This is a genomic window from Sphingomonas hengshuiensis (assembly GCF_000935025.1).
Classification (GTDB): Bacteria; Pseudomonadota; Alphaproteobacteria; order Sphingomonadales; family Sphingomonadaceae; genus Sphingomonas; species Sphingomonas hengshuiensis.
The window spans coordinates 3,524,143-3,549,007 of the sequence record NZ_CP010836.1; the positions used below are offsets into that span (position 1 = coordinate 3,524,143).

Consider the following 24,865-nt stretch of genomic DNA (forward strand, 5'->3'; position numbering starts at 1 on the left):
CCTATTACGCGATGACAGTCTTGATCGGCACTAGGTCGCGTCCGTCCTGCACCGCCATGTTGCCCTCGACGATGAACTGTTCGCCGCCTTCGTCCTCGCGCGGGTCCATATCCTCGAGCGAGAGCCAGCCATTCGCGTTGATCACGCCGTTGCGGCGCATGATCTGCAACCCTTCCTGGCGCGATTTGAAGTCGCCGCGCATCATGGCGGCCAGGTTGACCTTCACTTCCAGCCCTTGGGCCTGATCACGCTCGCTCAGCAAATTGACCTCGGCCGATTGCTCCATCCGCCCGCCCCACGGGGCCAGCGTGTGCATCGTGTGTGCGATGAACATGGTTTCGCCATTGTCATAGGCACCGGCGGCGCCAGGCACGCCGAGCATGATCGGCATCACCCGCGCAGCACGGCAGATTTCCTCGACTTGGAATCTCCGTGTCTCAATATGCTGGGCGTCCGCCCCGGTCATGCGCTGGGTGAACCACTTCGCCCCCCGGTCGAGAACCAGCGGATCCGCGTTTCCGGCCGCGGCATGGTTTTTCAGCCACTTCGTCATCAGCTTGTGCTGATCTTCGTTGAGGGGGCCGTCGATCGAGTACATTCCGGGGATCTTCAGCCCATCACGGTGCTGCCGCGCGTGCGATTCCTCCAGCGCGATCGCTAGCCCGAGCGCCTCCTGGGCGAGCTTGACCGTCTCCATGCCCATCCAGCCGTTCCAGCTTGGGCCGCGCAGGTGCCAGATGTCGCGCGCTTGAATCCGCCGGACGCGGTCATCGCTGCCTGTCACTTCGTAGGTCAGCGAAAGATCGGTGCCCTGCTTCACCGTTACGCGGCGAGGCTCAAGGGGGATCAACTCCAGCACCCGCCCATCGCCCGACCAACTGATGTAAACGAAGGCGTTCCCCACCAGCATCAGATGGAAAACGAGCATTTCCCAGAACTCGAACGCCGTCTGCCAGCTGTTGGGGCGTCGATGCAGGATCCGATAGAGCGGGTGATCGGTCGCGGCCTCGCTCCCGCGCCCGTTCTTCTTCGGTCGGCGCAGCTTGAATCCGCACTGCGCGATTCCTTCAGCCACAACCCGGGCGCAGGCAAACATCGCGGTCACCTGCAGCGCCGTCGACCAGGTGACGGCTACGCCCGACTTGCTTTCCTGCCCGATTAGGAAGCCGGGAAGGAACTCCAGGGCCGACTTCCGCTCAAGGCGCGCGCCGATCGAGCCGAAAATCCCGGCCATCAGTGGCGCAGGGCCGTATTGAGGATCGCGCCGGTCACGAGCAAAAGCCCGGCGACAATTACGCCCAGCGGTATCCAGATCATGCCGCACCCGGCGGCAATCGCCGCGGCGCCGGCGATGCCGGCAGCTTCCGCGATCCACTCGCTTCGCTTCATGCTGCCTCGCTTTCCCAGAATGACCTCGGCTCCGCGTTGCCGTTCATCGCCACCCCCAGCGCCGCCATCAGCGCGACCGGATTGTCGATTTTCGCCTCTTCGCGGGGCTTGTTCGGGTAGACATTGTCTTTCTTGTCGGGCTTCCCGACGACGTTATTCATCTGCCATTCCATGACGGGGCAGCCTCCATGGCGGATCAGCCCCGCCTTGGTGAGCGCGTCGAGCTGCTTCATCGGCTCGGAGAAGTTGAGCACGATCGGCCGGTACTCGATGACCGGCACGCCTTTCTTCTGCAGCCGGGTGACCAGCATCGTCGCCTGGTGCGGGTCGTATGCGACGGACTCGACCTGAAACGCGCTGACCGCCTCGTCGATCGCGAGCTCGATCTCCTCGTAATCGACGATGTTGCCGTCGGTGACGTCGATCAGTGCCTGAGCGTCCCATCCTGCATAGGATGGGGTATTCGCGACCGTCTCGGAGGGCAGGAAGTACCGGCCGAGCCGGATATACGGATCTTCCTTCGTCGCCTTGTCGCCGATCGGCGGGAATAGATACTCCAGCGCCGCGATGTCGACCTTCGAAGCGAGGTCGAGGCTCAATATGCAGCGCCGGCCCCGCAGCATCTCCAACGCCGCCGCTTCGGCGAACCGCATCGGAATCGCCTCGTCGCGGCATTGCCGCCACTTCTCGACGTCGAAATAGGCGGCCTTCGCCGCCACCCACAGGTTGAGATGCTTAGTCTTGAAGATGCCGCGTTTGCGCGGCGTCGAAATCGCGTCCCGCAACCGAGCGATCAGAAAGTCGGCGCGAACCGAAATCCCGAAATTCGGGTTCGCTTTGCGAAGCGTGGCCTCCGCCTTCCAGTCGTCCTCCGGGTCGGCCGCATATTCGGCGAAGAACGTGTCGTGATCGAGCGGCGGACCACCATTATGGCCGATCCCGGCCAGCTTCTCTCGCTCCTCCTGGATCAGCGCATAACACGGCCCGGCAAGGTTCTCACCGGCGGTGGTGATGAGGATCTGCAGCGGCTGATCGCGGGCACCCATGCCCGTGATCATCGTATCGACCTGAGCATCGTCGGCGTGCTCGTGATATTCGTCGTGGATCGAGCAGCTCGGGCTCTGCCCGTCGCCCGGATCGCCGACGATCGTCTCGAACTTCGACCCGTCCTCTTCGCGGACGATCGCCTTGGCGGGTACCTCCAGCCCGAAACGCCGCTTCAGCCCCGGCGTGCGCTGCACCATCAGCCGCGCGGGACGGAAGACCTCCCATGCCTGCTTTTCGTTGGTCGCGCCTGAATAAACCTCGGCGCCGAACTCCCCGTCGTAGCAGAGCATATACAGCGCGAGGCCTGCGGCGATCGCCGACTTGCCGTTCTTGCGCGGCACCACCAGGAACAGCCGCCGGAACCGGCGGAGCCCCTTCTGCTCACCGCCCCTATGAAGCCACCCGAAGGTCGCGCAGATTACCCAGACCTGCCACGGCTGCAGGATCAGCCGCTCTTTCTTCTTCGCCCATTGCCCCTTTGAGTGCGGCAGCATCTCGATGAAACGGCACGGTCGCGACGCTTTTTCGTCGTCAAACCGAAATGGAAACTCAGCCGATCGGCTGCGCTTCAGCTCGTCCAGGAACCGCAGGCACTGCGCGCGGATCTGCTTGCCCGCGGGGATCTTCCCCGTGATGACGTCGGTCGCGTACTGGCGGGCGATCGCCGGGTAATTGCGATCCGCCATACATCAGAGGCTGCCCCACCCGTCGTCATCCGGCTTTTCGCCCGTGGCGATGCGGAGGGCGGCGGATGGATTGAGCATCAGCTCCCCCAGCAGCGACTGCGCCTGGCGCATGGCGTCGGAAAGCATCGCCACCTCGGGCCGCGCGCGCACCATCTTGGTGACGACGGCAACCTTGCCGGCGGAGCGCAGCGTCTCGCTCGTGAAGGTATCCCCCTCGACCTCCAGCACCGCCTTCAACCGCTGCACCTGGCCGAGCCGCACCGCGAGCAGCGCGACATGCTCGGAATAATGCTGGCTCGCGCGCTTCTGCTCCTCGAGCAGCGCCGCGATGGAACCGAAGATCAATTGCTCGAGGTCGCCGAGGTGAATCGGCGGAATCATCGTGCCGATCGGCGCGGGCTCGCCCTGGGCAAGCTCGCGATCGGGCCGGCTATTGCCTGTCAGCGCCTTAAGCGCAGGCTCCTTCCGCCGCCGCCCGGAGCCGGGCCGAGGTCCACCACTGGCCATCCGCCCTCACTTTTTACCCTTTGAAATCGCCCGCGCAAAAATTTGTCTGAACGTCGGTGTCCGGTAGGGGGGACCCCAGACATCCGACCCACCCCCCACCCTCGCGGCTACCGGCGGGCCTCGGCGCGGTCCGCCGCGGCCGCCGCGCGCTCCGCCGCCGACTTCGCGTCGTGGCAGGGCACGCAGAGGCCCTGCTTGTTCGACCGCTCGTCGCTGCCGCCCTCGCTCAGCGGCGTGATGTGATCGACGCGTTCGCTTGGGGTGGTGCGGCCGTTCGCCAGGCACGACCTGCACAGCGGTTCCTCGTCGAGCACTTGGCGGCGATCGCGCTGCCCAGCACGACCGCGCTTGCGTCGGTCGTGGGCGCCTGGCTGCAGCTGCCAGGGCTTGCGCTCGCGATACCCGGGTGGCCGGAACGCCGGCGGCTGCATCGGCACGCTAGAACGCGCCGCAGCGCCCGCGCGCATGGTTGCCGCTCAGCCGGCGCCATAGCTTGGGCGCCCGCTTCTCGCGCTTCGCCCGCGCGATGGGGCGCTGCTCCGGGTTGGCTGCCAGGTCCAACCCCAGCCACACCGGATCAGCGCCCATGGCGGGGCGCACTGCGGCGGTGAAATACTCGTCGGCGATCATAAGCACGCGCATCCCGGTCTCCTAAAGCTCGGCCACGGTCAGGGCCTCGAGCGTGGCGTCGGTGCGCCCGCCGGCGCTGCTGACCGCGCTCACCACCAGGTCGGCGACCAGGTGGCCCGGGATTCGCAGCTCGGTATCGCCCAGCCCGCCCAGCCAGGCGTCCATCGCCGGGCCATACGCGCCGTGCAGCTCCACCACGTGGCGCCCGCCCTCGAACGTGCCGGACGACCAGCGCGCGACCCGGTCGGCGCCCACGGCGATCGGCGCCCCGGCCAGCTCGGCCGAGCGCGCCAGCGCACGCCGCAGGCCGCAATGGGCGCGGGCAGGATCGCCCATCAGCGCTTGGCCGCGGGGCGGGCGCCGTCCTGGGCGACCCGCTCCAGGAAGAACTCGTCGGCGCCGGCCGCGACGCTGAAGCCGCGCCGCTTCAGCTTGGCGGCATCGGGCCCGGCCAGCCCCTTGCGCACCGCAGCTTTGTCGATCGACACGGTCACCCGGACATAGGGCTTGCCCCACTCCAGCTTGCGCATCGCCTCGGCCTGCTGATCGAAACTGGCCTTGGCGCTGATCAGGCTCGAGGCTCCGAGCTTCGATCCGATCATGCACCCGCCCAGCTCGATCGACTTGCGCTTGCCCTCGGTCAGCGCGGCGGCGTTCGCCTTCCACCACGGCTCGATCAGCGCGGCGATCGCCGCCATCTCGTCGATCAGCGGGGTCGCTGCCCCATCGGCGGCGGCATTGGCACGCGCCAGAATCTTGGTGCGGCGCTCGGCGATCGTCGTCATCGCACCGGCCAGCACGGCATAGCGCTCGAGCAGCGCGGCGGCTTCCTCGATCGAAGTCGGCGCCTGCAGCGCGGGGGTGTCGGTCGCCGTCATGCGACCACACCCTTCAGCGCGGCGAGCTCGACGACGGCGCGCTGCCCCGTCTCGATCGCGTCGGCCACCTGGACCAAAAAGCCGGGGCTCACCGCGACTCCGTTGCCCAGTATGGCGGGATACGCAGGCGGCGCCGACGCGACGCGGCGGATCAAGCTGACGTCCAGCATTCGGCACTCCTTCGATAAACGGGGCTGGAGGCCCGGCCGGGTCAGACCCAGACGCCGCCGTTGCGCCCCGGCGTGACCTTTATGGTCGCCGGTCGCGCGGCCGATCCGCGAAAGGGGGTGACGATGCCGGTGGCGATCGCCTGCGCGCTCGCTTCGAACGCATCATATTCCCGCGCGGTATAGGTCCGCAGCCGCATGTCGTGGATCAGCTTGTCGAGATCTGCGCTCGCGCGCTCCAGCTGATCGACGATGGGCTCGGCCATTCGGAGCCTCCAGAAACGCATCGAGCCCGCGCTGGTGGGGGACCAGCCGGGCTCGGGGCGCAATTGTTGCGGGGTCGTTTTTGGCCGTTCCGTGTACGTTTTGGGAGCCTCTTTTTCGGCAACCCCCTAAATTATTCCCGCCTGCGCCGCAGCCAGCGCCGCCGGATCGATCTCCTTGCGCACCGCCGCACGGATGCGAGGCCACAGGTCCAGCGCGTCGATCAACAGCCTGCGGGCGCGATCATGGTGCATCCGGTGCCGCCGGGCGGCGCTGGCCAGGCCGACGTCGCCGACGATCATGTCCAGGATCGCGCCGACCGGCCCCTGCACCGCCGCGCGCCAACGGGTATAGGCGACCTCGCTGCGCACCGCGCCCAGCGCCTCGTAAAACGTCCCGTCGCCCTTGCGACCGCCATCGACCCGCGTCTCCAGGCTGGCAGTCTTGATCAGCACCTCGGCAGTACAGCGATGCGCCGCCTCGCGGATCGCGACGCCGGACGCCAGCTGGTCCGCGTCGATTGCCCCCGACTGGTATAGCCGCGCCAGCGCGCCCTGCCGCACCTTGCTGGCATGCTCCAGCGTCTGCGGCGTTCCCTGCTTGTGCGACCAGCGTTCGCGCAGCGCCACCTCCTCCTCGATGCCGGGCGCGAGGGTCTGGACGACCGGTTTGATCTTGCGACTGGTGCGCTTGCCCGCCGGCGGCTTGGGGCGCGGGCGCCCCAGCACCAGATGCTCGAACCGCTGCCGCTCGATCGCGTGCGCGTCACCCGTGCCGTCTGTTCCCGCCATGCCCCACCCCGATCTCGACATCGGGGATATGGTCGAGCTGCGGCGGCAGCGGCAGACTCGGAATCGGCAACGGTGGCGTCAGCTCGAGCTCGCCGACATTGACCCGCCAGCCATTGTCCTGGAGCTGCAAGAGCGCATCGACCTGGCTGAAGCGCTTGGCCCTCCCGATCAGCATGATGCCCCGGCGCTTGCCATACACCCGCCGCACCAGCCCCTCGCTGTCGAGCTGGCGCACCAGAGCCTGAATGCGCTGCTTGCTCAGCCGCATTCCACCGGCGATCTCGCCCTGGGTAGGGCTCACGCCATGCTCCAAATAGAACATCTTGATAAACGCGAGCACCTGGTACTTGCGGCTGATCGCCGCGCTCAGCGATCCGGCACCTTGCAACATACGCGGGCTACCCTCCCGCGCGGAACATAGCAGGAATATGCGCGTCCGCTAGTGCGCCATCTCGATCTCGTTCTTGGTCGCCTCCGCGATGAACGCGCTGCGGGTCAGCTTGCGCGCGCTCGCCGCCGCGTCGATCGCGTTGAGGATGCCGCGATCGAGCGAAATGTTGATGCGCACCGGCGCCCCCGTCCGGGCCACGCGGGGAACCGCGATGAGGAAAGCGCCCTTCGCCAGATCCTCCGCATATTCGGCGGCAATCTCTTCCGCCTCGCGCGGTTCGATCACCGCGTCGGCATCGAACCACAGATCCATCGCCTCGCACGCATTGGGAACGACGTCGGCCAACCTGTCGGCAGCCGAGAAGCACCCGGGCAGATCCGGGAAGGTCACGCCATAGGCGCTATCCGGATCCTTGTGCACGATCGCAAAATACGTCTTCATTCTCACCTCCATGGGGCTGGCTCAGAGCCAGCCCGCCATTTTCGCTATCGACCGCGCCGTGCCGAGCGGCAGGTCTTTCTTCGGGTGCGGGATGATCACACGCTGCGTGCCCTTCGCCATCTTGTGGTGCGAGCCCTTGACCGAAACCAGCGCCCATCCCTCGGCTTCGAGGCGCTTGATGATCTTTTTGCTATCCCGTTCCATACACACAGATATACACATCGACGCCGAACCGGTCAATAGCTAATGTGTAATTTAATACACACAAAATGGGGTTGCCTGTAATGTTGATTGCCGCCGTCCTTGCTTGCGCCCCCGTCGCGATCGACGGGGACACCCTGCGCTGCGGGCGTGAGCGCATCCGCCTGATCGGCATCGACGCGCCCGAGCTACCCGGCCATTGCCGTCGGGGCCGCAAATGCGTGCCGGGAGACGCCCAGGCATCGAAGCGCAGCCTGCAGGCCGCGCTGCGCGGTCGCGCGACGATCCGCCGCTTCGGCTTCGATCGCTATGGCCGCACGCTGGCATCGGTGGCGATCGGCGGGAACGACTTGAGCTGCCACCAGCTCCGCGCTGGCGCTGCGGCCTATGTGGCGCGCTGGGACACGGGTGGCACGGTCCGGCGGGAGTGCGGGCGCTAGGGATGCGCGGGCGGAATAAACCTTATCAGGAGAGCGACCAGCACCCCGATTGCGGTGAGCAGTCCAGCCAGGCAGACGAAGATATAAGGCTTGGTTGGTAGGTGCTTGGTCCGCTCTTCGAGCACGGCGGACTGGACGAGCAATGAGCGCACATCTGCGTTGAGCTGCCCGAGCTGGCGATCGACGCCTTGTTTCCAGTCATCGCTCATGCCGCCGTCATTACCACCGCCGCCAGTGCGTTTCCATTGCTCCTGCGCGATCCGCTGCTGCTCTTCCGAAGAATGAAGTTGGACAATCGAAGTGCGCGGAATGTCGGTCACCGTGCCCCCCATTGGTCGATCATGCGGTTGAGCGCGTCGAGTATCTCGCCGGTCGCCGAGACGGCACGACTGCCAAGTTGCGCTTGCTGATCTGGGCTCCCAGCGAACAGCGATGCCTCGAAAGCGGAGTGGGCGAGCAGAGCGTTGTGAATCGCGAAGGTAATATCGACCAGTTCGCCTCGCGTGACGGGCTCGGCCATGGAGCGGCTCCACATATCTTCGAGGTGCGGATCGTCCGTCATCAATCCAATGCCTCCATCTGGCGCCGACTTTCTCGAAATCCGCGTCCCGTGCTCTCAATATCCCGGAAACTTGGCTGAAATCTCCTCGCTCGACCATCCTCGCTCCCGGCACGCTTCAAGGCCGTCGCCGCCAGTGGCGCAGTTAAGCACGACTCCGAGGCTCGGCCTGTCCGGCGTCCCGCCCGTGATGTGCTCGATCAATGCAAATACCGGCTTTTCCTCGTCTATGATCAGACGGGTAAGGAAACCGTCTCTCGGCAAATATCCAATTGTCTCGTCGGCTTGGCTCACCACGCGAATCGCGCGCCGATCGAAGCGGTTGCCCGGCTCCGGACGGAGGTCAACGAGTTCTCCGGCCTCGCACCGTTCAATCTCATCCTGATAATGCGACTCGCCAACGATATTGACGGTGTAAATTCCCATGCCCTTGCCCCCTTTAGGCCGAAAAGATGCTCCGCGATCAGGATGGGACCCGCGCCAAAATGTCGCGATGCATCGCGACGCATCGATCTAGCTTTTGCCGAAGCGGCCCCGGGGGCAGCTGCTCATTCATCGTGGCGAAAGTATTTAGAAAGGCGGTGATTGCTTGCGAGTTGCCACCTACTGGAAGCAGGGCAACCGTTAGCGCTGAAACCAGATTACTGATCGCCATTCCTGTCAGTTCTGCATCTGTATGATCGCTCATATACCCTCCTATTTCGTTTGATCGCCCGTCGTCTCCGGACGAAATCCCACCGGCGGCGCTTGGACGCGAGCCGGGGGAGATGCATGGCCAGCCATCGAGCGCGCGATCTGAAGGAGTGCCTGCTGATCCGCTCGGCTAAGGCGGTCAAAGCAATCGATCAGCTCGAGCTGCTCGTAATTCAACGTTCGCGCAGCGGCGGTGACCGCGTCGGGATCATCGCTTTCTCCCGTGAGATATTCAGCCGTCGTGCCGAGGGCTCGGGCGATCTTCAGGAGATGAGGAGAGGATCTGCGCGGCCGGCGAATCAGGCTGTTTATGGTCGTTTGTGAAACCTCGACGCGGCGCGCCAGCTCAGACTGAGTAATACCCAGCTCTCTGATTCTGGCTTCAATGCGCGGGCCGACCTCCATACGCATATCCTACCGGAAAGCCGGTAGCATCATATTCCGCAGTTGCGGTTGACCATGTACCGCATTTGCGGTAGGCAACCGGCATGGCGGTAGAACATCATTCCGACTCGTCGTTGGCACGAGCTGTCCGAGTGGCAGGTTCTCAGAGCAAGTACGCGCGCCTCATTGGGGTTGCCCAGCAAACGGTCCACGACTGGCTCAAGAAGAAGCGCCCCCTTCCCGCCGAGCACGTCCTCAAGACCGAAGCCGAAACCGGCGTCTCGCGCCACGATCTCCGCCCCGATCTCTACCCGCGCGAGTCGGCGACTGATCATGCCGGGGAGCTCGATCGATGAGCCCGATCACCGAGCTTGCGATGCTCGCCGGGATATTTGCGGGCCAGTGCCTCACCATGGCGGCGAATCGGCAGCTTAGCCGACAAGTCGCTGACTTCGAGCGGACCGAACGAGCGCGCCTGCATCGCGTCGTCGTTCACGATCCGAACAGGGGGCATCGATAATGCGCCCCTCACCCATCCGAACCGACGTTTCCGGCTCGATTGCGTCGGCTCCGGCCAAGGGGAGCGCGCCTTTAGCCATGCGCGCTCCCTGCGGTCCCAATCCATCATCCCCACTCGGCCCCTGGCAGGCGGGCCGAGACCGCCGCGCGTACCCCTGTGTCTTCCGCGCGCGGCCGCCCCACTGCCTGCCCTGTCTGCGTATCCGGCGGGGTGCCGGGTGTAATCTTCAATCGGCACCCCGTTTCGCAGGCACCGTTGAGTCGGCGCGCGCGCATTCCGGTTCGCGTGACGCGCCGCCCCTCGGGACGCACCGGCGCCGGCCTCCCCTAGAGGGCCGGCGCCGGATTTATTTCGGAGCCGTCGCATGACCAAGCTCCGCGCCCCCGCCTCGATCGAGGAAGCGCTCCAGCGCATCGCCGTCCAGATCCCCGGCGGCCTCGCCACCATGGCACAGCGCATCGATCGCCAGCCCGGCACGCTGCGCGCCTGGGCCGATCCCGACCGCGTCGAGCAACTGCCCCTTCCCTGTGCGATCGAGCTCGATCTGCTGTTCCAGGAACATGGCGGCGCCGGTGCGCCCTGCTTCGAAACCTATGGCTTTCAGCTCGATCAAGGCCGCGCCACCCGCTTCGCCAGCGAGATCGAGCTCGCCCGCTGCACGATCGCCGTCGTGAAGGAAGCGGGCGAGGCCGGGGCCGCACTGATCGTCGCTGGCCTGCCCGGCGCCACGCACGCCGACAGAGCTGCCGCCTTCAAGGAAATCGCCGAGCTGGACGGTGCGATCAAGCGCGTCCTGCCGCACATCACCCCGGATCGGGAGGCGCCCCCCTAAGCACCGGCCAGGCGCCAGCCAGCCGACGGCCCGTCGGCACACCCCGTCAATCGCCCCCGCCGTCCCGCAGCAAACGCGCTGCCGGGAACGGCTTTCTGCTGCCCGAAGGAGTCACCCCGATGCACGTTCAGAATTGGAGCCTTTGCCGATCCGGCGCCGCAATGATGCTGCGCGGCACGCTGCCAGATGGCTCGCCCGTGCGCATTGCGGTCTCCAAGGTCGAGGGCCGCGACGGCACGACCATTGCGATCGATCGCTTCGGCGGCACACGCACGTCCTCGACTCGGGCGAAAAGGCCGGTGCGCTGTGACTCCCGGCACCTATCTGCGCAAACGCCGCACCGCCGCCGGTCTGTCGATCGAAGATGTCGCCGCCCTGCTGCCCACCGAGCCGCACGTCGATCTCCGCGCCCGCGTCGAATGGCTGCGCGGCATCGAGGAGGGCGCCTATCCGGCGATGACGCCAAATACCGTGCTGGCGATGCGCGAGGCATTCCCGTTCGATCCCGACATCGTCTGCTGGTTGTTTGCGCTCCAGAACTCGCCCGATCTTCCGGCGCCGCGCCTCTGCCGCATCTGTGCGTGCAGCGAGGAGGACGCCTGCGTCCCAGTCTGCTCCTGGGTCGCCCCCGATCTCTGCTCATCCTGCTCCGACGAACCCGGCGATGTCCTCGCCTGCAGCTGCCAGGGCGGGCCCGAGCAGACGGGCTGCGCCCTGCGCGCCGACGACTGCCCGATCCACGGCATCGAGGACGCGGCAGCGTGAGCGCCGAACGCGCCCGCCGGCACAAATCGCCGCGCTATCACCCCGCCGCCCCGGGGCGCGCCGATCGGCTGATCCTCGCGCGCCTGGATCGCACGCACCCGAGCTGGTGCCGCTGCACCCGCTGCACGCCCCCCGGCCCGGCCGATCGCGGCCCCCTGCGCGGCTGCGCCCCTGCGCTCGGCCTCGTCGCCGGCGTCCTGTTCGTCGCCCTGCGCGGCACGCCCGCGCTCGCCCTCATTTTCCGGAGCTTTTGATGACCGAACCCGTAGCTGCTGACGAACTTCGCCTCCTGATCGAGCGCGCCGAGCGCCTCGAGGACGAGAAGAAGGGCCTCGCAGACGACCTCAAGGACGTGATGGCCGAGGCCAAGGGCCGGGGGTTCGACGTCAAGATGATCCGCCAGGTGATGCGTCTCCGCAAAATGGAGAAGCACCACCGCGACGAAGCCGAGGCGATCCTCGAAACATACCTCATCGCGCTGGGTATGAAATGAACCCCGGGCTCATCACCAGGCGGCAGAAGCTCCAGGCGGCATACGACTATGTCGTCGAGCAGCAGCGCGCCGACACCCCCGCCGACGCGATCATCGCGCACCTCGTCGCCGCACACGGGGCGAGGCACCGGCCAAACTGGGAAACCAATCGCCTGACGGTCGCCGGCGTTACGTCGACCTGCACCTCCGATGCGGGCGTGCAGCTCCTGCGCAACTGGGCGCGCAACGCCAGCCTCCGCCTGATCATGGCGAATTACCAGTGATCGAACCCGAGAAACTGGCCCCGCCAACCCGCCGCCCGCCGATGCCCGGCCCGCTCGTCGTCCTGACCAACGGAATGGCCCTGATCCTTCAACCCGACGGAAGCCACGCAATGCAGCGGCTCGAGGCCGGGCTCACGCTCGGGTGGATGGACACGCCCGAGCTGGGCGGCATCATCCTCTCGATCCGCGACGCGCACTGTCACGCAGAGGGACTGGTGACGACCCTGTCGCGCCCCGGCCTGCGGGGCTTGATCGAGGACCTGCAGGACATCGACGCGCAACTGGGCGAGCGGCGATGAAGCCCAACCCGGGCCATCTCCCCGCCGAGGCCATGGGCAAGCGCGTCAACGTGCGCCTGGCCAACGGCTCGCTGCGCACGGGCTGGCCCGCCGACGGCCGCGGCGCGTGCCGCTGGACGATCGAGCACAGCCCCTTCGACATCGCGGAATATGAGGTGGCCGCATGAGCGCGCTGCCGGAGATCCCGGACTCGGTGACGACGCTCGATGAGCTCGGCCGCTGGATCGACAGCGCGTGCGCAGGCGGTCTGGCCGAGTCGCTCGCAGACCGGATGCGCCTCACCGTCGCGGTGATGGATCGCGCGGTCCTGATCGGAGAGCGCCTGCGCGCGGAAACCGCAACCGACACGCCGGCGGCACCACCCGCCGGCGCGTCATCTTCCCCCAGCTTTGCCCAGCCGGAGAACGACGATGCCGTATAGAGCGCTGACCATCGACCAACTAGACCTGTCGCCCTTCAACGCGCGCACCGACAAGCGCGCCCTCACGCCATCCGCGATCGAGGCAATGGCAACATCGCTGGCCGCCAAGGGCCAGATCATGCCGATCGTCGTCCACCCGATGAAGGGCCGGAAGGACAAGTTCGGCGTCTTCGCGGGCCAGCGCCGCTATCGCGCGTTCAAGGCACTGATCGAGGCGGGCAGGCTGCCCCGCGACCATCCGATCGACGCGATGGTCCGCGAGGCGGAGACCGAAGGCGACCTGATCGCCCTGTCGACCGCGGAGAACGCGATCCGCTGGGACCTCTACCCCTACGAAACCTATGCGGCGCTTGCCCGGTCGCGAAAGCGGGGATCCTCGATCGAGGAGATCGCCGGCATCATGGGCCAGGACATCGACTGGGTCCGCCGCGGCGTTCGCCTCGGGATGCTGCCCGAGCCGATCTTCCGCGCCTATGCCGAGGACGAGATCACGCTGGAATGCGCCAAGGCCTTCGCCGCCACTGAGGATGCGCAGCTCCAGCTCCACGTCTTCCTGAAGTTCAAGGAACAGCCGCGCCACCTGCGCACCGCGACCACCGTGCGCCAGATGCTCAAGGTCGGCGATCGCGAGCTGACACGCCTGCTCCATTTCGTCGGCGAGGAGACATATCGTGCCGAGGGCGGGCGCTTCGAACTCGACATGTTCGCGGACGAGGAGGAGCATCGCGGCATCGTCACTGACGAAGGGCTGCTGCGCGACCTCGCCTCGGCCAAGCTCGACGATCTGCGCCGCAGGATCCGCGCGCGCGTCGGCCGCGAACTGCGTTTCGGCGCCGAGCCGCCGATGAACGACTTCAACATGATCGACCGGTCGCTCCAGATCGTGCCGCCATTGTCGCCGCTGTCAGCCGAAGACGTGGCCCGGCACGAGCAGCTGCTCGCCGAACAGGCAAAGCTAGAGGATTGCGCCCGCGATCTGCTCGGCGACGATGGCGAGCCGCTGCCCGGATCGGAGCCCGCATTCGCGGAGATCGACGCGCGCTACGGCCCCAACGAAGCGGAGATCGCACGCATCGAGGACAGCCGCCCGATCGCGTTGCCCGCCGGCGATATCTTCGCGACGATCGACATCGATGACGACGGCGCGACCGAGATCCGTTACTGGTGGAAAGACCACAAGGCGCGCGCCGCAGCGGACAAGTCGGCGTCGAAGCCCCCTGCACGTCGCCAGCCGCACAACAGCTTCTCGATCGATCGCATCTTGTCCGATGGTGAGGCGATCGCCGCGCCGATCGGCGAGCCCTGGCACGCCCGCACGATCGCCGAGCACCGCGCGAAAGACAGCTATGGCCTCACCCAGGACGGCGTCCAGTCGCTGCGCTCGCTCCGCCGCGCGATCCTGCGCGGGCAGTTGCTCGAGGATGGCGACGCCGCTGGCACCGTCGCCCGCGACTATTTCGTGTGGGGGCAGCTCCGGATGGTTCTCACCCGCACCGCCAGCGCCGCGATAGGCATGAAGTCCCTGATCGCGCCCGATCGCGACACGCCCGAGGCGCGCGAGCTGATCGAGGCGACGACGATGTGCCGGTACGAAAACGCGCTGCTCGAGCTCGCCGAGTGGGACTGCTTTACCGAGGGCGACCTGGCGACGGCATTCCGCGCCTATCGCGCGCTGGACGAAGCGCAGAAGGACGAAGCGCTGACCTTGCTCGCCTGCATCCCGCTCGAGCGCTCGCTTAACGCTGACGGCTATCGCATCCCGTTGCACGACGCGGTGGCCGCCGAGACCAGCATCCACGGCCCTTCCTCGCTCCGCGAATTCGAGGCGTTCACGCCGACCGCTCCCTTTTTCGCGTTGTTCTCGAAGGATCACCGACTCGAGCTCGCCCTCCCCTTCGTCGATCGGGCCACCGTCGCGACCTGGGCAAAGCGCAAAAGCGCCGAGCAAACCCAGTTCCTCGCCCGCGTCTTCGTCGACCAGACCGCCGACCTCCTCGACGGCACCGATCGCGACGCCGGCAACTGGGTGCATCCGATCCTGCAATTCGGGCCGCAGGACCCGGCCCGGAGTGGCGGGGCAGCCGCAATGCAGGAAGCTGCAGAGTGAGCGACCCAAAAATTTCCCTCGAGCGCGCGGGCGAACTCGCCAAGGTAATGTGCGAAGAAATGGACCAGGTGCTCCGGCGCCGCTTGGCGATCGCCCAGCATGTCTACTCGCCTGCGGAACAGGTAACCGCGCTCGGCATAGCGACCGAGAAGATGATTGGCCTGACGATCTTCGCCCACGCCGGGGTACTGGCCGGTGGCAATCCGCGGCTCGCCGGGATGTCAGCGGCAATGCTCAGGAAAGCCTGCGATCGCGCCGAGATCGAAGCGCCCACGCTCATCGCCCAATTCGACGATGCCATGTTGGCGGTGCTGCGCGGAGCGACCTCATGACCCCGATCGATCTCCCCGCCGCCTATCACGATCTGCTCACCAGCACGATCGAGCCCGAGGGGTTCGAGATACCGCACGCGATCGGCGTCGATGCGGACGGGGCGTTGACGATGTTCGCGCTCGCGCTCCCGGTACCCGATGCCTACCAGCGGATGGTGTCCGAATGGGCATCGGGGAAATTCTCCGAGCTGATCTTCGCGTTCGACCGCTACGCCCTTCCCGACCAGGGCACGACGCTGGGCGACCTAATGGCAGGCTGGCACTTCACCTTGAACCGGCCGCGTCCCTTCATCATCGAGTGCCGTTTCGGCCCGCGCGAAATGCGCCCGATCGACTGGTCCAATGCGCACTGGAATGCCGCGCTGACACGCGAACTGCGCGCCCATATTCGCGCGTCTTTCGGAAAGCGCGGATGACGCAATTCGCCGCCAGCACCACGGTCAGCGCCAGCGCCTCCCGCGATGAGATCGAGCGCACCCTGGTCCGCTACGGCGCCGACCAGTTCCTGTACGGATGGCAGGATGAAGCGGCAGTCGTCGGCTTCCGGATGAACGGCCGGAAGGTCCAGTTCACCCTCGCGATGCCCGACAGGAAAGATCGCCGCTTTACCCATCATTCGCGCGGCGAGCGGACCGCCGAGGCGGCGAGCAAGGAATGGGACCAGGCCGTCCGCCAACGCTGGCGCGCGCTGGCGCTCGTCATCAAGGCCAAGCTCGAGGCGATCGAAAGCGGCATCAGCCTGTTCGAGGACGAGTTCCTCGCCAACATCGTCCTGCCCACCGGCGAGACCGCCGGAAGCTGGATGCGACCGCAGATCGCGGAGGCGTACCGCATCGGCACTATGCCGGACATGCTCCCCATGCTCCCGGCGCCGCCGAAGGGAACGGCATGATGGCGTGCCAGCACCTCGCTCTCCCCGATGGAAGCCACGCGATCGTGTGTTCGTCGCGCCGCGCCCTGCGCTGCACGTGCGGACGGAAGGCGCCCCTCCTGTGCGACTGGAAGGTGCCGGGAAAGAGGAGCGGCACCTGCGACGCGCCGATCTGCGCCGAATGCAGCACCAGCCCGGCCCCGGGCAAGGATCTGTGCCGCGAACACGCCGATGCGTGGAATGCCCGGAAAGCGACGCGATGAGCCGCGGGCAACCGCCTTCCCCGGAAAGGAGCGCCCTCGTCGGCAGGATCGAGGATCTCGAACACCTCGCCTTGCGCGAGGTGGTTCGCCGCTTCCCGACCTGCGGCAACCAGCTCGAGGCAGCCGCCCGCACCGCTTACCGCCTCGGCATCCGCGATGCCGTGCGCCTGCTCACCGCGCCCAGCGCCAAGGGGAAGTCATGAACGCGCCGTCGATCGTCCGCCTCGACCAGAAACTCAGCCGCGCAGCCCAGGACGGCAAGGGGGTGCGCCTCGAAGGCCCCGACCTCGACCTGCTTGTCAGCCTCGGGCTGATCGACATCATCCATCGCGCCAAGACCAGCTATCTGAAGGAACAATCACGATGTCGCGACGCGAGGCTCCGCTCTATCGACGGGGGAAATACTGGCTCGCCTGGGACCGCAAGGCCGACGGATCGCTCCGCAGCCCGTTCCTCGCCATCTTCTGGTACGACCCCGCCGCCCGACGCACCCGCAGCGCTTCGACGGGCACAGCGGAAGTTGAAGCGGGGGTGACGGCGCTTGATCGCCGATACCTTGCCGATCGCGACGAGGCGCCCGCCTATTGCCACGCGTGTGGCCAGCCCTTCGCGCGCGCCGACGCCTATCTGCTGTCCGACGCGATCAGCGACTATCGCCTCGAAAAGGGCGATGAGCGCAGCTCGGCCGACAGCATCGTTGCGCGGCTGAAGCACGTGCTCGACTTTCTCGAGGCCGAATCGGCGAAGGGCGCGGAGGCACGCTTCGGCATCGACACGAGCTGCGCGATCGCGGTGGCCACACCCTTCGCGGAGGCGTTCCGCGCCTGGTCGCGCGCGCAACCGGTCGTCTGGCGGAACGGCGAAGGCGTCATCACGACGTCGCGCCCCCGCGCGCCGGCGACGACCGAGGAATCGATTATCCAGCTCGCGGCCGTCCTCAACCACGCGGCGGATACGAGGCGATCGAACGCACGCCCGGAGTTCAAGCCGCTCCCCCGTCGGCGGGTATCGCGGCCCCGGCGAATCCGCGCCGGAGTCGACGTGCTGGCACGTTTCGCCGCTTATGCAGCCGAGGAAGGCGACAAGCGCTCGTCGCTGCGCCCGTTCCTGGTCGCGTCGATCTGCACGCTCGCCCGGCCCGACGCGATCGTCGATATCTCAATCGCGCCCCACCGAAAGCAATGGTGGCCGGGATCCACCACGCTCGACCTCAATCCCCTCGGTCGATCCCAGACCAAGAAGTTTCGCCCCGTCGTCCCGGTGATGCCGCTCCTGGAGAAGTGGTTGTCGGTGGAGCTGACCGCCTATGAGGCCCTGGAGCCCGCCGAGCGCGCCGGGCGGGGATGGCTGGTCAGCTATTTCGGGCGCCCGGTGAAGGACGTCCATCGCACCTGGTCTTCGATGCTCGAGTCGCTGGGCATGCCAGCCGATCGCGAGTGGATGCCCTACGTGCTGCGGCACAGCCTCGCGACCCTCGTCCGCAACCGCGGCGTCGGTCAGTGGGAGCTCGCAGGCTATATGGGCCACCGCGCTCCCGGACAGACCGAGACCTATGCGGTCGGCGAATATCCGAACGTGATCGCCGCTCTCGGCGACATCCTCGAAGAGATCGATTTGCTGGCTCCGGGAGCACTGCACCGGAGTAGCACCGGAACCGGGTCATCCGTCATTGAGCTAAGGAGAAGCAAAATGACCGGATAGCCCGGCTCATAAGGTGGTGGGCGTGGCAAGGATTGAACTTGCGACCCCTGCGATGTCAACACAGTGCTCTACCACTGAGCTACACGCCCCCAAGGAGGGCGGGCTTTAGCGGGGGTTCGCGCGCTACGCAAGCACCCGAATCCGCAAAATCAATTGAGCCCGACATTCTCCGCTTCGAACAGCCGATCCACCTCAAGCACCAGGTCGCGCAGGTGGAAGGGCTTGGACAGGATTCGCGCCTGCGGCATCTGCTTTCCGGCCTTCAGCGTCACCGCCGCGAACCCGGTGATGAACATCACGCGCATGTCCGGCGCGATTTCGCTCGCGCGCTGCGCCAGTTCGATTCCGTCCATCTCGGGCATCACGATATCGGTCAGCAGCAAGTCGAAGCGCTCGGCCTGGAGCAGCGGGATCGCCGCCGTGCCGCGATCGACGGCGCTGACCGCATAGCCCGACCGCTCAAGCGCGCGCGTCAGATATTCGCGCATCACGCGATCATCCTCGGCGAGCAAAATCCGGATCATCCACCACCCCAAAAGCCATCTGACGGCGCCCATCTTATGCGCGAAGCCCTTAAGATTTTCCAGCCAGGGCGGGGGCGGCATTGCCCAGCATGGGACAGCTGTCCTAGGCTCCACTCCGTGTCGACGCCTCCCTCCTTCGAACGCCACGGCCCGCTGGCGCCGCTGAGCCCGGTGGTGCTGTCGGTGCCGCATGCCGGGCGCGACTATCCGCTGGCGCTGCAGGCGGCGCTGCGGGTGCCGCTGGCGGCGCTCCGGGGGCTGGAGGACCGGCATGCCGATGCGCTGGGCCAGGGCGCCCGGCGGACCGAGACGCTGTTCGTCGCGACCCGCGCCCGCGCCTGGATCGATCTCAACCGCGCCGAGCATGAGCGCGACCCCCGGCTCGACGATGGCGCGACGGCGACCGGGGCGCCGCTGTCGGCGAAGCTGCGCAGCGGGCTGGGACTCGTCCCGCGCCGCGTCGGCAATTCGGGCGACCTGTGGCAGCGGCGGCTGAGCGCCGACGAAGTCGCGCTGCGGATCGTCGAGGACCACCGCCCCTATCACGCCGCGCTGGCGGCGGCGCTCGCGGCGGCGCGGGCGCGTTTCGGGATTGCGGTGCTGCTCGACGTCCATTCGATGCCCCCGCTCGGCCATCCCCGCTCCGCGCCGCGGATCGTGCTGGGGGATCGTTTCGGCAAGGCGGCGGCCAGCCGCTTCTCGGGCAGGATCGAGGGCGTGGTGCGCGCGCACGGCGTCGCAATGGCGACCAACGCCCCCTATGCCGGCGCGCATATATTGGAGCGGCACGGCGATCCGGCCGCGGGCATCCACGCGCTCCAGCTCGAATTCGATCGCGCGCTGTATCTGGACGAGCGGCTGGACGCGGTCGGCACCGGCCTTGCCCCGACGATCCGCCTGCTCCGCGCGATCGTCGATGCCGTCGCCGACGAAGCCGTTCCCACCGCCATCGCTGCCGAATAGGCAAGAAAAAACCACCTCGTGCACGGGGCACGAGGTGGCCAAGGTTCAGGGAGGAGGCACACCCGAAGGCGTGCCGCACAGCTCCGCGAAAGGGGGGAACACGAAGCCGTACAAGACAAATATAGGCGAGCCGCGAAGGAGTTCAAGGCAAAGAAAGCGCTTTCTGAAAACCGTGCATCGATCGCGATAAAATCGAGCCCCGCCCGCCTGCGCAAAACGAAAAGGGCGCGGCGCGCGGCCCGTTTCGGGGACCGCGCGCCGCGCCCTTTCGGACGCCGAAGCGAGTGGCTTAGACGAGCTGCGGCTGCGGCTGCGGCACCTTGCCCAGGCGCATCTGGCGCCCGAAGATGTCGCGCATCAGCGCCAGCGAGAACAGGTGGGCGTAGATCAGCGGCAGCATCCCGTTCTGCGTGATCTTGCGCAGCTGGTCGCCGCGCAGCTCGTTGAGCTTGGCTTCGTCCACCATCAGGAAGCCGCGATAGATGAAGGGCTGTTCCGCGCCATCGGGCTGGATCGAGACTTCGCCGTCGATCAGCAGGCCCAGATCCTTCAGGTCCTTCATGAACGCGCCGGTGCGCGCGCCCGCCTGTTCGAACGATTCGTTGAACTGGAGGATGTTCTTGGTCAGCTCGCTCGGCTGGCCATTGTCGAACAGCGGCTCGCCGTCTTCGAACGCACCGATCACGTTCGACGTCGGATCGAAGCACAGCGACAGCTCGTCGCTGTCCGGACGCAGCCGCGCCAGCAGATACGGATAGCGGCGGACATAGGCGGGGACGTAGAAATTGGGCTCGGTCAGCGTGCCTTCCGAATCGAAGAACACGTTGACGCCCTCGTTCAGCCCCATCAGCGCCAGCGGCACCGGCTCGTCGCCCACCGAGAAGACGATCGGCATGAAGCGCTGCACCATCGGGAATTCCTCGACGGTGACCGGCACGGCGTGCTGGTCGACCAGGAACGATGCCTTGTCGAAGGTGCGGGCGCGATAATCGCCATGCACCTGGCTCGAAAGCGGCTCGATCTGGTTATAGAATAACGGAAGTCCCTGCTGTGGCGCGCTGGCCATCCTACTCTCCTGAATAAATGCGGCTGGGTGGAAATCTGGTCGCGGGTCTATGGCGTGCGCGGCCCCGGCGCAAGGCTGACGAGCTTGCCCGGATTGAGGATGTTGTGCGGATCGAATGCGCCCTTGATCGCGCGCAGCGCGGCGATGCGCGACGGCGCGCTCAGCCGCTCCAGCTCATCGCGCTTCATCTGGCCGATGCCGTGTTCGGCGGAGATCGATCCCCCCGCCGCGACCACCATGTCATAGACGAAGCTGCTGATCGCATGGCCTTCGCCGGCATACCAGCTTTCGGCATCGGCGCCGTCGGGCGCGCGGACGTGGAAATGGACATTGCCATCGCCGAGATGGCCGAAGCCGCTGGCATGGGTGCCGGGAAAGGCGCGTTCGGTCGCCGCAGCACCTTCGATCAGGAAGCGCGGCATGTCGTCCACCGGCACCGAAATATCATGCTGCATCGCCGGCCCCAGCGCGCGTTCGGCGCCGGAGATCGAATCGCGCAGGTTCCAGAACGCCTCGACCTGCGCCTCGCTCGCCGAAATCACCGCATCCTCGGCGAGGCCAGCCTCGAACGCAGGCATCAGCAGCCGTTCGAGCAACGCCCCCGGCGCCTCCGCCGCCGGATCGGTCGCGACCGATTCGATCAGCACATGCCACGCATGCGCCCCGTCCAGCGGCGACCTTGTCCCCGGCACATGCGCCAGGACATGCCCCAATGTCTCCGCCGGGATGACTTCGAAGCTCTCGATCGTGTCGGTCTGTGCCTCCAGCATCCGCAGCAACTCCAGCGCGCGGTGCGGGCTTTCGACGCCCACCCAGGCGGCGGCACGCTGGACGATCGCCGGGTAGAGCCGCAGCGTCGCCGCGGTGACGATCCCGAGCGTCCCCTCGGCCCCGATCAGTAACTGGGTAAGGTCATAGCCGCGATTGTCCTTCTTGAGCGGCACCAGTCCGTCATGCACCGATCCATCGGGCAGCACCGCCTCGACCCCCGCCACCAGGCTGCGCATCGTCCCGAAGCGGAGCACCTGCACGCCCCCGGCGTTGGTCGACACCAGCCCGCCGATCGTCGCGCTTCCCTTGGCGCCCAGGCTCAGCGGGAAGCGACGCCCCACCTCGCCCGCAGCGGCATGCAAATTGGACAGGATCACCCCGGCCTCCGCGACCGCCAGATTGCTTTGCGGCAGCATCGACCGGATGCGGTTCATCCGCCGAGTCGACAGCAGCAGCGCGGAACCGTCGATCGGCGGCGTCGCACCGCCGACCATCCCGGTATTGCCCCCCTGCGGCACGATCGGCACCCCCGCCGCCGCCGCCAGCGCGACGATCGCCGCAACCTCCTCGGTGGACCCCGGCGAGAGCAAAGCCGGCGCCGCGCCGCGATAGCGCCCGCGCCAATCGGTCAGCCAGGGGGCGATATCCTCGGCATCGGTCGTGACGACCTTGGGTCCGAAGCGTTGGCGCAGCGTGTCGACGAGGTTGGTCTGGGCAGGGGTCATGGCCGGAATCGACTAGCACGCAGCCGGGCAGTTCATCCACTGTTCAAAACTATGCCGTAAAACCGTCGCCCGACATGTCGAATCCGATGCTTGCCGCCCCCGGCCTCCTGCTGTTGCTCGCCGCGCCCGCCACCGCGCCCCAGCCGCGCGCCTGGGCCGATGCCGGCGATGGCGTCCAGCAACACGCCTCGATCCACGTCCCCCGGCTCACCGTCACGACCACCACGGTCATCCTGCGCGAGGCGCGGCGCCCCGCGCTGGTCGAGAAAAAGGCCGATGACTGCGTCAAGATGGACAAGCTCGCCGGGTTCTCGGTCAACCGTTTCGACAGCGTCGACCTCGTCCTCAAGGACGGCTCGCTGCTCCGGGCCAAGCTGGGATCGGACTGTCCGTCGCTCGGATTCTATTCGGGATTCTATGTGAAGCCCAATCGCGACAAGAAAATCTGCGCCAAACGCGACGCGCTCCGGACGCGGTCGGGGCGAGTCTGCTCGGTGCTCAAATTTGCCGCTTTGGTCCCCCAGCGTTGAAATCGCGCATATTTTTGCCGCGACATGTACGAATCCTGCCCGTCACCACCTCCAATAGCTTGACAATTGGAGCCAAATCCGCAAGCGCGTGAAGGCTTTGGCGGCGTGGGCACTCACGCCCAATTCCGGACATTTGCATGAACTTTGCCGATCTCGGCCTTTCTGACGAACTTCTGCGCGCGGTCACCGACGCCGGCTATACCGAGCCGACTCCGATCCAGCAGCAGGCGATCCCCTCCGTCCTGATGGGGAAGGACCTGGTCGGCATCGCCCAGACCGGCACGGGCAAGACCGCCGCGTTCGTCCTCCCCATGATCGACATTCTCGGCGAAGGGCGCACCCGCGCGCTGATGCCGCGCAGCCTGATCCTCGAGCCGACGCGCGAACTCGCCGCGCAGGTGGCGGAGAATTTCGAGAAATACGGCACGCACCACAAGCTGAGCATGGCCCTGCTCATCGGCGGCGTGCAGATGGGCGATCAGGTCAAGGCGCTCGAAAAGGGCGTCGACGTGCTGATCGCCACGCCGGGCCGGCTGATGGATTTGTTCGGGCGCGGCAAGATTTTGCTCACCGGCTGTTCGCTGCTGGTGATCGACGAGGCCGACCGGATGCTCGACATGGGGTTCATCCCCGATATCGAGGAAATCTGCACCAAGCTGCCCAAGCAGCGCCAGACTCTGCTCTTCTCCGCGACGATGCCGCCGGTGATCAAGAAGCTCGCCGACAAATTCCTGGATAATCCCAAGCGCATCGAAGTGGCCCGCCCGGCAAGCGCGAACGTCAACATCCGCCAGTTCGTCGTCCAGTGCGCGGCGTCGGACAAGCGTTCGGTGCTGCGCGAGTTGCTCCGCGCCGAGGAAGTGACCACCGCGATCGTCTTCAGCAACCGCAAGACGACGGTCCGCGACCTCAACAAGAGCCTCCAGAAATCGGGCTTCCGCTCGACCGAGATTCACGGCGACATGGAACAGTCGCAGCGGATCGCCGAGCTGGAGCGCTTCAAGCGCGGCGACGTCAACATCCTGGTGGCGTCCGATGTCGCGGCCCGCGGGCTGGACGTGAAGGGCGTGAGCCACGTCTATAATTTCGACGCGCCCTGGCACCCCGACGATTATGTCCACCGCATCGGCCGCACCGGGCGCGGCGGCGCGACGGGGATCGCCTATACGCTGGTGACGCCCGAGGATGCCGAGAACATCTCCGAGATCGAGAAGCTGACCGGGCACAAGATCGAGCGCGTCAAGCTGGCCGGCGCCAAGCCCGCCGCGACGCCGGACGAAGTCGAGGCCGAAGAGGCGCCCAAGCGCAGCCGCGGTCGGCGCGGTGCCAAGCCGGCGCCCGAGCAAAGCGCGCCCGCCGAGGGTGTCGAGACAACGCAGCCCGAGCGCGAGCCCGCCCCGCGCGAGGAACGTCCCCGCCAGGACCGCACCCGCGATCGCGCACCGCGCCGCGACACGCCACGCGAAGAGCGCCCGCGCGACGCCCGTGCGGAACGTCCCCGCGACGAACGCCCCCGCGAGGAGCAGCCGCGCGCGCCGCAGCGCGAGGAACGTGCCCGCTCGGAGCCGCGCCACGAGCCCCGCCGGCGCGCCGAATCGAACGACGGTCCGGACGATGGCTGGAACGGGCCGGTTCCCGACTTCCTGAAATACACGCTGGGTGCATGACCCGAGCGCGGCGGGTTTCCGCCGCGTTCGCGGCCCGCGCGGCCCGGTGCTGGCCATAGCGCCTGATCGGCGACAGTGAAGCGATGCCCAAGATACCGAGCCCCTGCGTCAATCACTGCGTGCTGGAACCGGTGACCGGCTGGTGCGCCGGCTGCGGGCGCTCGATCGACGAAATCGTCCGCTGGGGCACCACCACCCCCGCCGATCGCGCGGCGGTGGTGGCGGCCTTGCCCGCGCGGATGGCGCGGCTCGCATCGAGAACGCCGCCCGCCGCCGAATAACCG

43 protein-coding genes and 1 tRNA gene are annotated in these 24,865 nt (G+C 66.8%); 21 read left to right on the plus strand and 23 right to left on the minus strand.

Features of this window, described 5'->3' with window-relative positions; translation table 11 throughout:
* Positions 1-4: 4 nt before the first annotated feature.
* The 14 genes from TS85_RS15755 to TS85_RS15810 all read right to left on the minus strand — a co-directional run bounded on the left by TS85_RS15755 (position 5) and on the right by TS85_RS15810 (position 7,395).
* Entirely contained in the window at positions 5-1,234 is a 1,230-nt protein-coding gene (locus TS85_RS15755) for a phage portal protein (RefSeq protein WP_044333515.1), read from the minus strand.
* Positions 1,234-1,389 (minus strand): hypothetical protein, encoded by a 156-nt coding sequence (locus TS85_RS25480; protein ID WP_155006440.1) that lies wholly within the window; start codon positions 1,387-1,389, stop codon positions 1,234-1,236. Before TS85_RS25480 ends, TS85_RS15755 begins: the two co-directional genes overlap by 1 nt.
* Positions 1,386-3,122: a terminase large subunit gene (locus tag TS85_RS15760; RefSeq protein ID WP_044333517.1), complete on the minus strand. Its 1,737-nt coding sequence runs from the start codon at positions 3,120-3,122 to the stop codon at positions 1,386-1,388. The genes TS85_RS25480 and TS85_RS15760 overlap by 4 nt, the downstream gene beginning before the upstream one ends.
* A gap of 3 nt (positions 3,123-3,125) precedes the next feature.
* Entirely contained in the window at positions 3,126-3,629 is a 504-nt protein-coding gene (locus TS85_RS15765; protein ID WP_044333519.1) for a P27 family phage terminase small subunit, read from the minus strand.
* A gap of 107 nt (positions 3,630-3,736) precedes the next feature.
* Positions 3,737-3,943 (minus strand): HNH endonuclease, encoded by a 207-nt coding sequence (locus tag TS85_RS26145; protein WP_227698514.1) that lies wholly within the window; start codon positions 3,941-3,943, stop codon positions 3,737-3,739.
* Between the two features lie 124 nt (positions 3,944-4,067).
* Entirely contained in the window at positions 4,068-4,271 is a 204-nt protein-coding gene (locus tag TS85_RS15775) for a hypothetical protein (RefSeq protein ID WP_044333521.1), read from the minus strand.
* 9 nt (positions 4,272-4,280) lie between these two features.
* Positions 4,281-4,595: a hypothetical protein gene (locus TS85_RS15780; RefSeq protein WP_044333523.1), complete on the minus strand. Its 315-nt coding sequence runs from the start codon at positions 4,593-4,595 to the stop codon at positions 4,281-4,283.
* Positions 4,595-5,137 (minus strand): host-nuclease inhibitor Gam family protein, encoded by a 543-nt coding sequence (locus TS85_RS15785; protein WP_044333524.1) that lies wholly within the window; start codon positions 5,135-5,137, stop codon positions 4,595-4,597. Before TS85_RS15785 ends, TS85_RS15780 begins: the two co-directional genes overlap by 1 nt.
* Positions 5,134-5,307 (minus strand): hypothetical protein, encoded by a 174-nt coding sequence (locus tag TS85_RS25485; RefSeq protein ID WP_155006441.1) that lies wholly within the window; start codon positions 5,305-5,307, stop codon positions 5,134-5,136. The genes TS85_RS15785 and TS85_RS25485 overlap by 4 nt, the downstream gene beginning before the upstream one ends.
* Before the next feature lie 41 nt (positions 5,308-5,348).
* On the minus strand, positions 5,349-5,570 hold the full coding sequence (locus TS85_RS15790; RefSeq protein WP_044333526.1) for a hypothetical protein: 222 nt from the start codon (positions 5,568-5,570) through the stop codon (positions 5,349-5,351).
* A gap of 126 nt (positions 5,571-5,696) precedes the next feature.
* Positions 5,697-6,359, minus strand: a complete 663-nt coding sequence (locus TS85_RS15795) for a hypothetical protein (RefSeq protein ID WP_227698515.1) — start codon at positions 6,357-6,359, stop codon at positions 5,697-5,699.
* Positions 6,334-6,750, minus strand: coding sequence for a LexA family protein (locus TS85_RS15800; protein ID WP_044333527.1), 417 nt, complete (start codon positions 6,748-6,750; stop codon positions 6,334-6,336). The genes TS85_RS15795 and TS85_RS15800 overlap by 26 nt, the downstream gene beginning before the upstream one ends.
* Before the next feature lie 48 nt (positions 6,751-6,798).
* A complete protein-coding gene (locus TS85_RS15805) occupies positions 6,799-7,191 on the minus strand; it encodes a type II toxin-antitoxin system HicB family antitoxin (RefSeq protein ID WP_044333530.1) in 393 nt (130 codons plus the stop codon).
* Positions 7,192-7,212: 21 nt separating this feature from the next.
* On the minus strand, positions 7,213-7,395 hold the full coding sequence (locus tag TS85_RS15810; RefSeq protein WP_044333532.1) for a type II toxin-antitoxin system HicA family toxin: 183 nt from the start codon (positions 7,393-7,395) through the stop codon (positions 7,213-7,215).
* An 80-nt stretch (positions 7,396-7,475) separates the two neighbouring features.
* On the opposite strand from TS85_RS15810, the gene TS85_RS15815 reads away from it, so the two are divergent.
* A complete protein-coding gene (locus tag TS85_RS15815) occupies positions 7,476-7,832 on the plus strand; it encodes a thermonuclease family protein (protein WP_227698516.1) in 357 nt (118 codons plus the stop codon).
* Here TS85_RS15815 and TS85_RS15820 read toward each other — a convergent pair.
* The 5 genes from TS85_RS15820 to TS85_RS15835 are packed head-to-tail and all read right to left on the minus strand — an operon-like array spanning position 7,829 to position 9,495.
* Positions 7,829-8,152, minus strand: coding sequence for a hypothetical protein (locus tag TS85_RS15820; protein ID WP_155006442.1), 324 nt, complete (start codon positions 8,150-8,152; stop codon positions 7,829-7,831). The two genes, TS85_RS15815 and TS85_RS15820, sit on opposite strands and share 4 nt — an antisense overlap.
* Positions 8,149-8,394: a hypothetical protein gene (locus TS85_RS15825; protein ID WP_044333537.1), complete on the minus strand. Its 246-nt coding sequence runs from the start codon at positions 8,392-8,394 to the stop codon at positions 8,149-8,151. Before TS85_RS15825 ends, TS85_RS15820 begins: the two co-directional genes overlap by 4 nt.
* 54 nt (positions 8,395-8,448) lie before the next feature.
* Positions 8,449-8,817 carry an HIRAN domain-containing protein gene (locus TS85_RS15830; RefSeq protein WP_044333539.1) on the minus strand — a complete coding sequence of 123 codons (369 nt, stop codon included), beginning with the start codon at positions 8,815-8,817 and terminating at the stop codon, positions 8,449-8,451.
* A 37-nt stretch (positions 8,818-8,854) separates the two neighbouring features.
* Positions 8,855-9,079: a hypothetical protein gene (locus TS85_RS25490; protein WP_155006443.1), complete on the minus strand. Its 225-nt coding sequence runs from the start codon at positions 9,077-9,079 to the stop codon at positions 8,855-8,857.
* Between the two features lie 8 nt (positions 9,080-9,087).
* Entirely contained in the window at positions 9,088-9,495 is a 408-nt protein-coding gene (locus tag TS85_RS15835; protein ID WP_077228653.1) for a helix-turn-helix domain-containing protein, read from the minus strand.
* 77 nt (positions 9,496-9,572) lie between these two features.
* Here TS85_RS15835 and TS85_RS15840 point away from each other — a divergent pair, with 77 nt between their 5' ends.
* From TS85_RS15840 to TS85_RS15905, 16 genes are all read left to right on the plus strand, one after another.
* The gene (locus TS85_RS15840) at positions 9,573-9,824 is read left to right on the plus strand and encodes a transcriptional regulator (RefSeq protein WP_077228654.1); all 252 of its coding nucleotides are present in this window, start codon (positions 9,573-9,575) and stop codon (positions 9,822-9,824) included.
* Complete coding sequence (locus TS85_RS25495) at positions 9,821-9,988, plus strand: hypothetical protein (protein ID WP_155006444.1); 168 nt, start codon at positions 9,821-9,823, stop codon at positions 9,986-9,988. The genes TS85_RS15840 and TS85_RS25495 overlap by 4 nt, the downstream gene beginning before the upstream one ends.
* 364 nt (positions 9,989-10,352) lie before the next feature.
* Positions 10,353-10,820, plus strand: coding sequence for a hypothetical protein (locus TS85_RS15845; protein ID WP_044333543.1), 468 nt, complete (start codon positions 10,353-10,355; stop codon positions 10,818-10,820).
* A 306-nt stretch (positions 10,821-11,126) separates the two neighbouring features.
* Positions 11,127-11,585, plus strand: a complete 459-nt coding sequence (locus TS85_RS15850; protein WP_052507961.1) for a helix-turn-helix domain-containing protein — start codon at positions 11,127-11,129, stop codon at positions 11,583-11,585.
* Positions 11,582-11,839: a hypothetical protein gene (locus tag TS85_RS15855; RefSeq protein WP_044333545.1), complete on the plus strand. Its 258-nt coding sequence runs from the start codon at positions 11,582-11,584 to the stop codon at positions 11,837-11,839. The genes TS85_RS15850 and TS85_RS15855 overlap by 4 nt, the downstream gene beginning before the upstream one ends.
* The gene (locus TS85_RS15860) at positions 11,839-12,078 is read left to right on the plus strand and encodes a DUF2312 domain-containing protein (protein ID WP_044333547.1); all 240 of its coding nucleotides are present in this window, start codon (positions 11,839-11,841) and stop codon (positions 12,076-12,078) included. Before TS85_RS15855 ends, TS85_RS15860 begins: the two co-directional genes overlap by 1 nt.
* The gene (locus TS85_RS15865; RefSeq protein ID WP_044333549.1) at positions 12,075-12,341 is read left to right on the plus strand and encodes a hypothetical protein; all 267 of its coding nucleotides are present in this window, start codon (positions 12,075-12,077) and stop codon (positions 12,339-12,341) included. Before TS85_RS15860 ends, TS85_RS15865 begins: the two co-directional genes overlap by 4 nt.
* The gene (locus TS85_RS15870; RefSeq protein WP_044333552.1) at positions 12,338-12,640 is read left to right on the plus strand and encodes a hypothetical protein; all 303 of its coding nucleotides are present in this window, start codon (positions 12,338-12,340) and stop codon (positions 12,638-12,640) included. The genes TS85_RS15865 and TS85_RS15870 overlap by 4 nt, the downstream gene beginning before the upstream one ends.
* Positions 12,637-12,807 (plus strand): hypothetical protein, encoded by a 171-nt coding sequence (locus tag TS85_RS25875; protein ID WP_173426238.1) that lies wholly within the window; start codon positions 12,637-12,639, stop codon positions 12,805-12,807. Before TS85_RS15870 ends, TS85_RS25875 begins: the two co-directional genes overlap by 4 nt.
* Positions 12,804-13,061 (plus strand): hypothetical protein, encoded by a 258-nt coding sequence (locus tag TS85_RS15875; RefSeq protein WP_044333555.1) that lies wholly within the window; start codon positions 12,804-12,806, stop codon positions 13,059-13,061. Before TS85_RS25875 ends, TS85_RS15875 begins: the two co-directional genes overlap by 4 nt.
* On the plus strand, positions 13,051-15,168 hold the full coding sequence (locus tag TS85_RS15880; protein WP_044333556.1) for a ParB/RepB/Spo0J family partition protein: 2,118 nt from the start codon (positions 13,051-13,053) through the stop codon (positions 15,166-15,168). Before TS85_RS15875 ends, TS85_RS15880 begins: the two co-directional genes overlap by 11 nt.
* The gene (locus tag TS85_RS15885; protein WP_155006445.1) at positions 15,165-15,500 is read left to right on the plus strand and encodes a hypothetical protein; all 336 of its coding nucleotides are present in this window, start codon (positions 15,165-15,167) and stop codon (positions 15,498-15,500) included. The genes TS85_RS15880 and TS85_RS15885 overlap by 4 nt, the downstream gene beginning before the upstream one ends.
* Positions 15,497-15,916, plus strand: a complete 420-nt coding sequence (locus tag TS85_RS15890) for a hypothetical protein (RefSeq protein WP_044333559.1) — start codon at positions 15,497-15,499, stop codon at positions 15,914-15,916. Before TS85_RS15885 ends, TS85_RS15890 begins: the two co-directional genes overlap by 4 nt.
* Positions 15,913-16,392: a hypothetical protein gene (locus TS85_RS15895; protein WP_044333561.1), complete on the plus strand. Its 480-nt coding sequence runs from the start codon at positions 15,913-15,915 to the stop codon at positions 16,390-16,392. The genes TS85_RS15890 and TS85_RS15895 overlap by 4 nt, the downstream gene beginning before the upstream one ends.
* Positions 16,393-16,630: 238 nt before the next feature.
* Positions 16,631-16,837, plus strand: a complete 207-nt coding sequence (locus tag TS85_RS25500) for a hypothetical protein (protein ID WP_155006446.1) — start codon at positions 16,631-16,633, stop codon at positions 16,835-16,837.
* Between the two features lie 160 nt (positions 16,838-16,997).
* Complete coding sequence (locus TS85_RS15905; RefSeq protein ID WP_044333566.1) at positions 16,998-18,335, plus strand: site-specific integrase; 1,338 nt, start codon at positions 16,998-17,000, stop codon at positions 18,333-18,335.
* A 14-nt stretch (positions 18,336-18,349) separates the two neighbouring features.
* On the opposite strand, the gene TS85_RS15910 is transcribed toward TS85_RS15905, so the two are convergent.
* Together TS85_RS15910 and cpdR are read right to left on the minus strand one after the other, a co-directional pair.
* Positions 18,350-18,424, minus strand: a tRNA-Val gene (locus TS85_RS15910).
* 60 nt (positions 18,425-18,484) lie between these two features.
* Positions 18,485-18,859, minus strand: coding sequence for a cell cycle two-component system response regulator CpdR (gene cpdR, locus TS85_RS15915; RefSeq protein ID WP_044336426.1), 375 nt, complete (start codon positions 18,857-18,859; stop codon positions 18,485-18,487).
* Between the two features lie 117 nt (positions 18,860-18,976).
* Here cpdR and TS85_RS15920 point away from each other — a divergent pair, with 117 nt between their 5' ends.
* Complete coding sequence (locus TS85_RS15920; protein ID WP_044333568.1) at positions 18,977-19,822, plus strand: N-formylglutamate amidohydrolase; 846 nt, start codon at positions 18,977-18,979, stop codon at positions 19,820-19,822.
* Positions 19,823-20,111: 289 nt separating this feature from the next.
* Here the strand turns inward: TS85_RS15920 and TS85_RS15925 are convergent, their stop codons facing one another.
* Positions 20,112-20,888: a SapC family protein gene (locus tag TS85_RS15925; protein ID WP_044333570.1), complete on the minus strand. Its 777-nt coding sequence runs from the start codon at positions 20,886-20,888 to the stop codon at positions 20,112-20,114.
* A gap of 47 nt (positions 20,889-20,935) precedes the next feature.
* Positions 20,936-22,384 carry an FAD-binding oxidoreductase gene (locus TS85_RS15930; RefSeq protein ID WP_044333572.1) on the minus strand — a complete coding sequence of 483 codons (1,449 nt, stop codon included), beginning with the start codon at positions 22,382-22,384 and terminating at the stop codon, positions 20,936-20,938.
* Positions 22,385-22,458: 74 nt separating this feature from the next.
* Here TS85_RS15930 and TS85_RS15935 point away from each other — a divergent pair, with 74 nt between their 5' ends.
* From TS85_RS15935 to TS85_RS15945, 3 genes are all read left to right on the plus strand, one after another.
* A complete protein-coding gene (locus TS85_RS15935) occupies positions 22,459-22,914 on the plus strand; it encodes a hypothetical protein (protein ID WP_044333573.1) in 456 nt (151 codons plus the stop codon).
* A gap of 137 nt (positions 22,915-23,051) precedes the next feature.
* The gene (locus tag TS85_RS15940) at positions 23,052-24,581 is read left to right on the plus strand and encodes a DEAD/DEAH box helicase (protein WP_044333574.1); all 1,530 of its coding nucleotides are present in this window, start codon (positions 23,052-23,054) and stop codon (positions 24,579-24,581) included.
* An 83-nt stretch (positions 24,582-24,664) separates the two neighbouring features.
* On the plus strand, positions 24,665-24,862 hold the full coding sequence (locus TS85_RS15945) for a DUF1289 domain-containing protein (RefSeq protein ID WP_044333576.1): 198 nt from the start codon (positions 24,665-24,667) through the stop codon (positions 24,860-24,862).
* Positions 24,863-24,865: the final 3 nt, after the last annotated feature.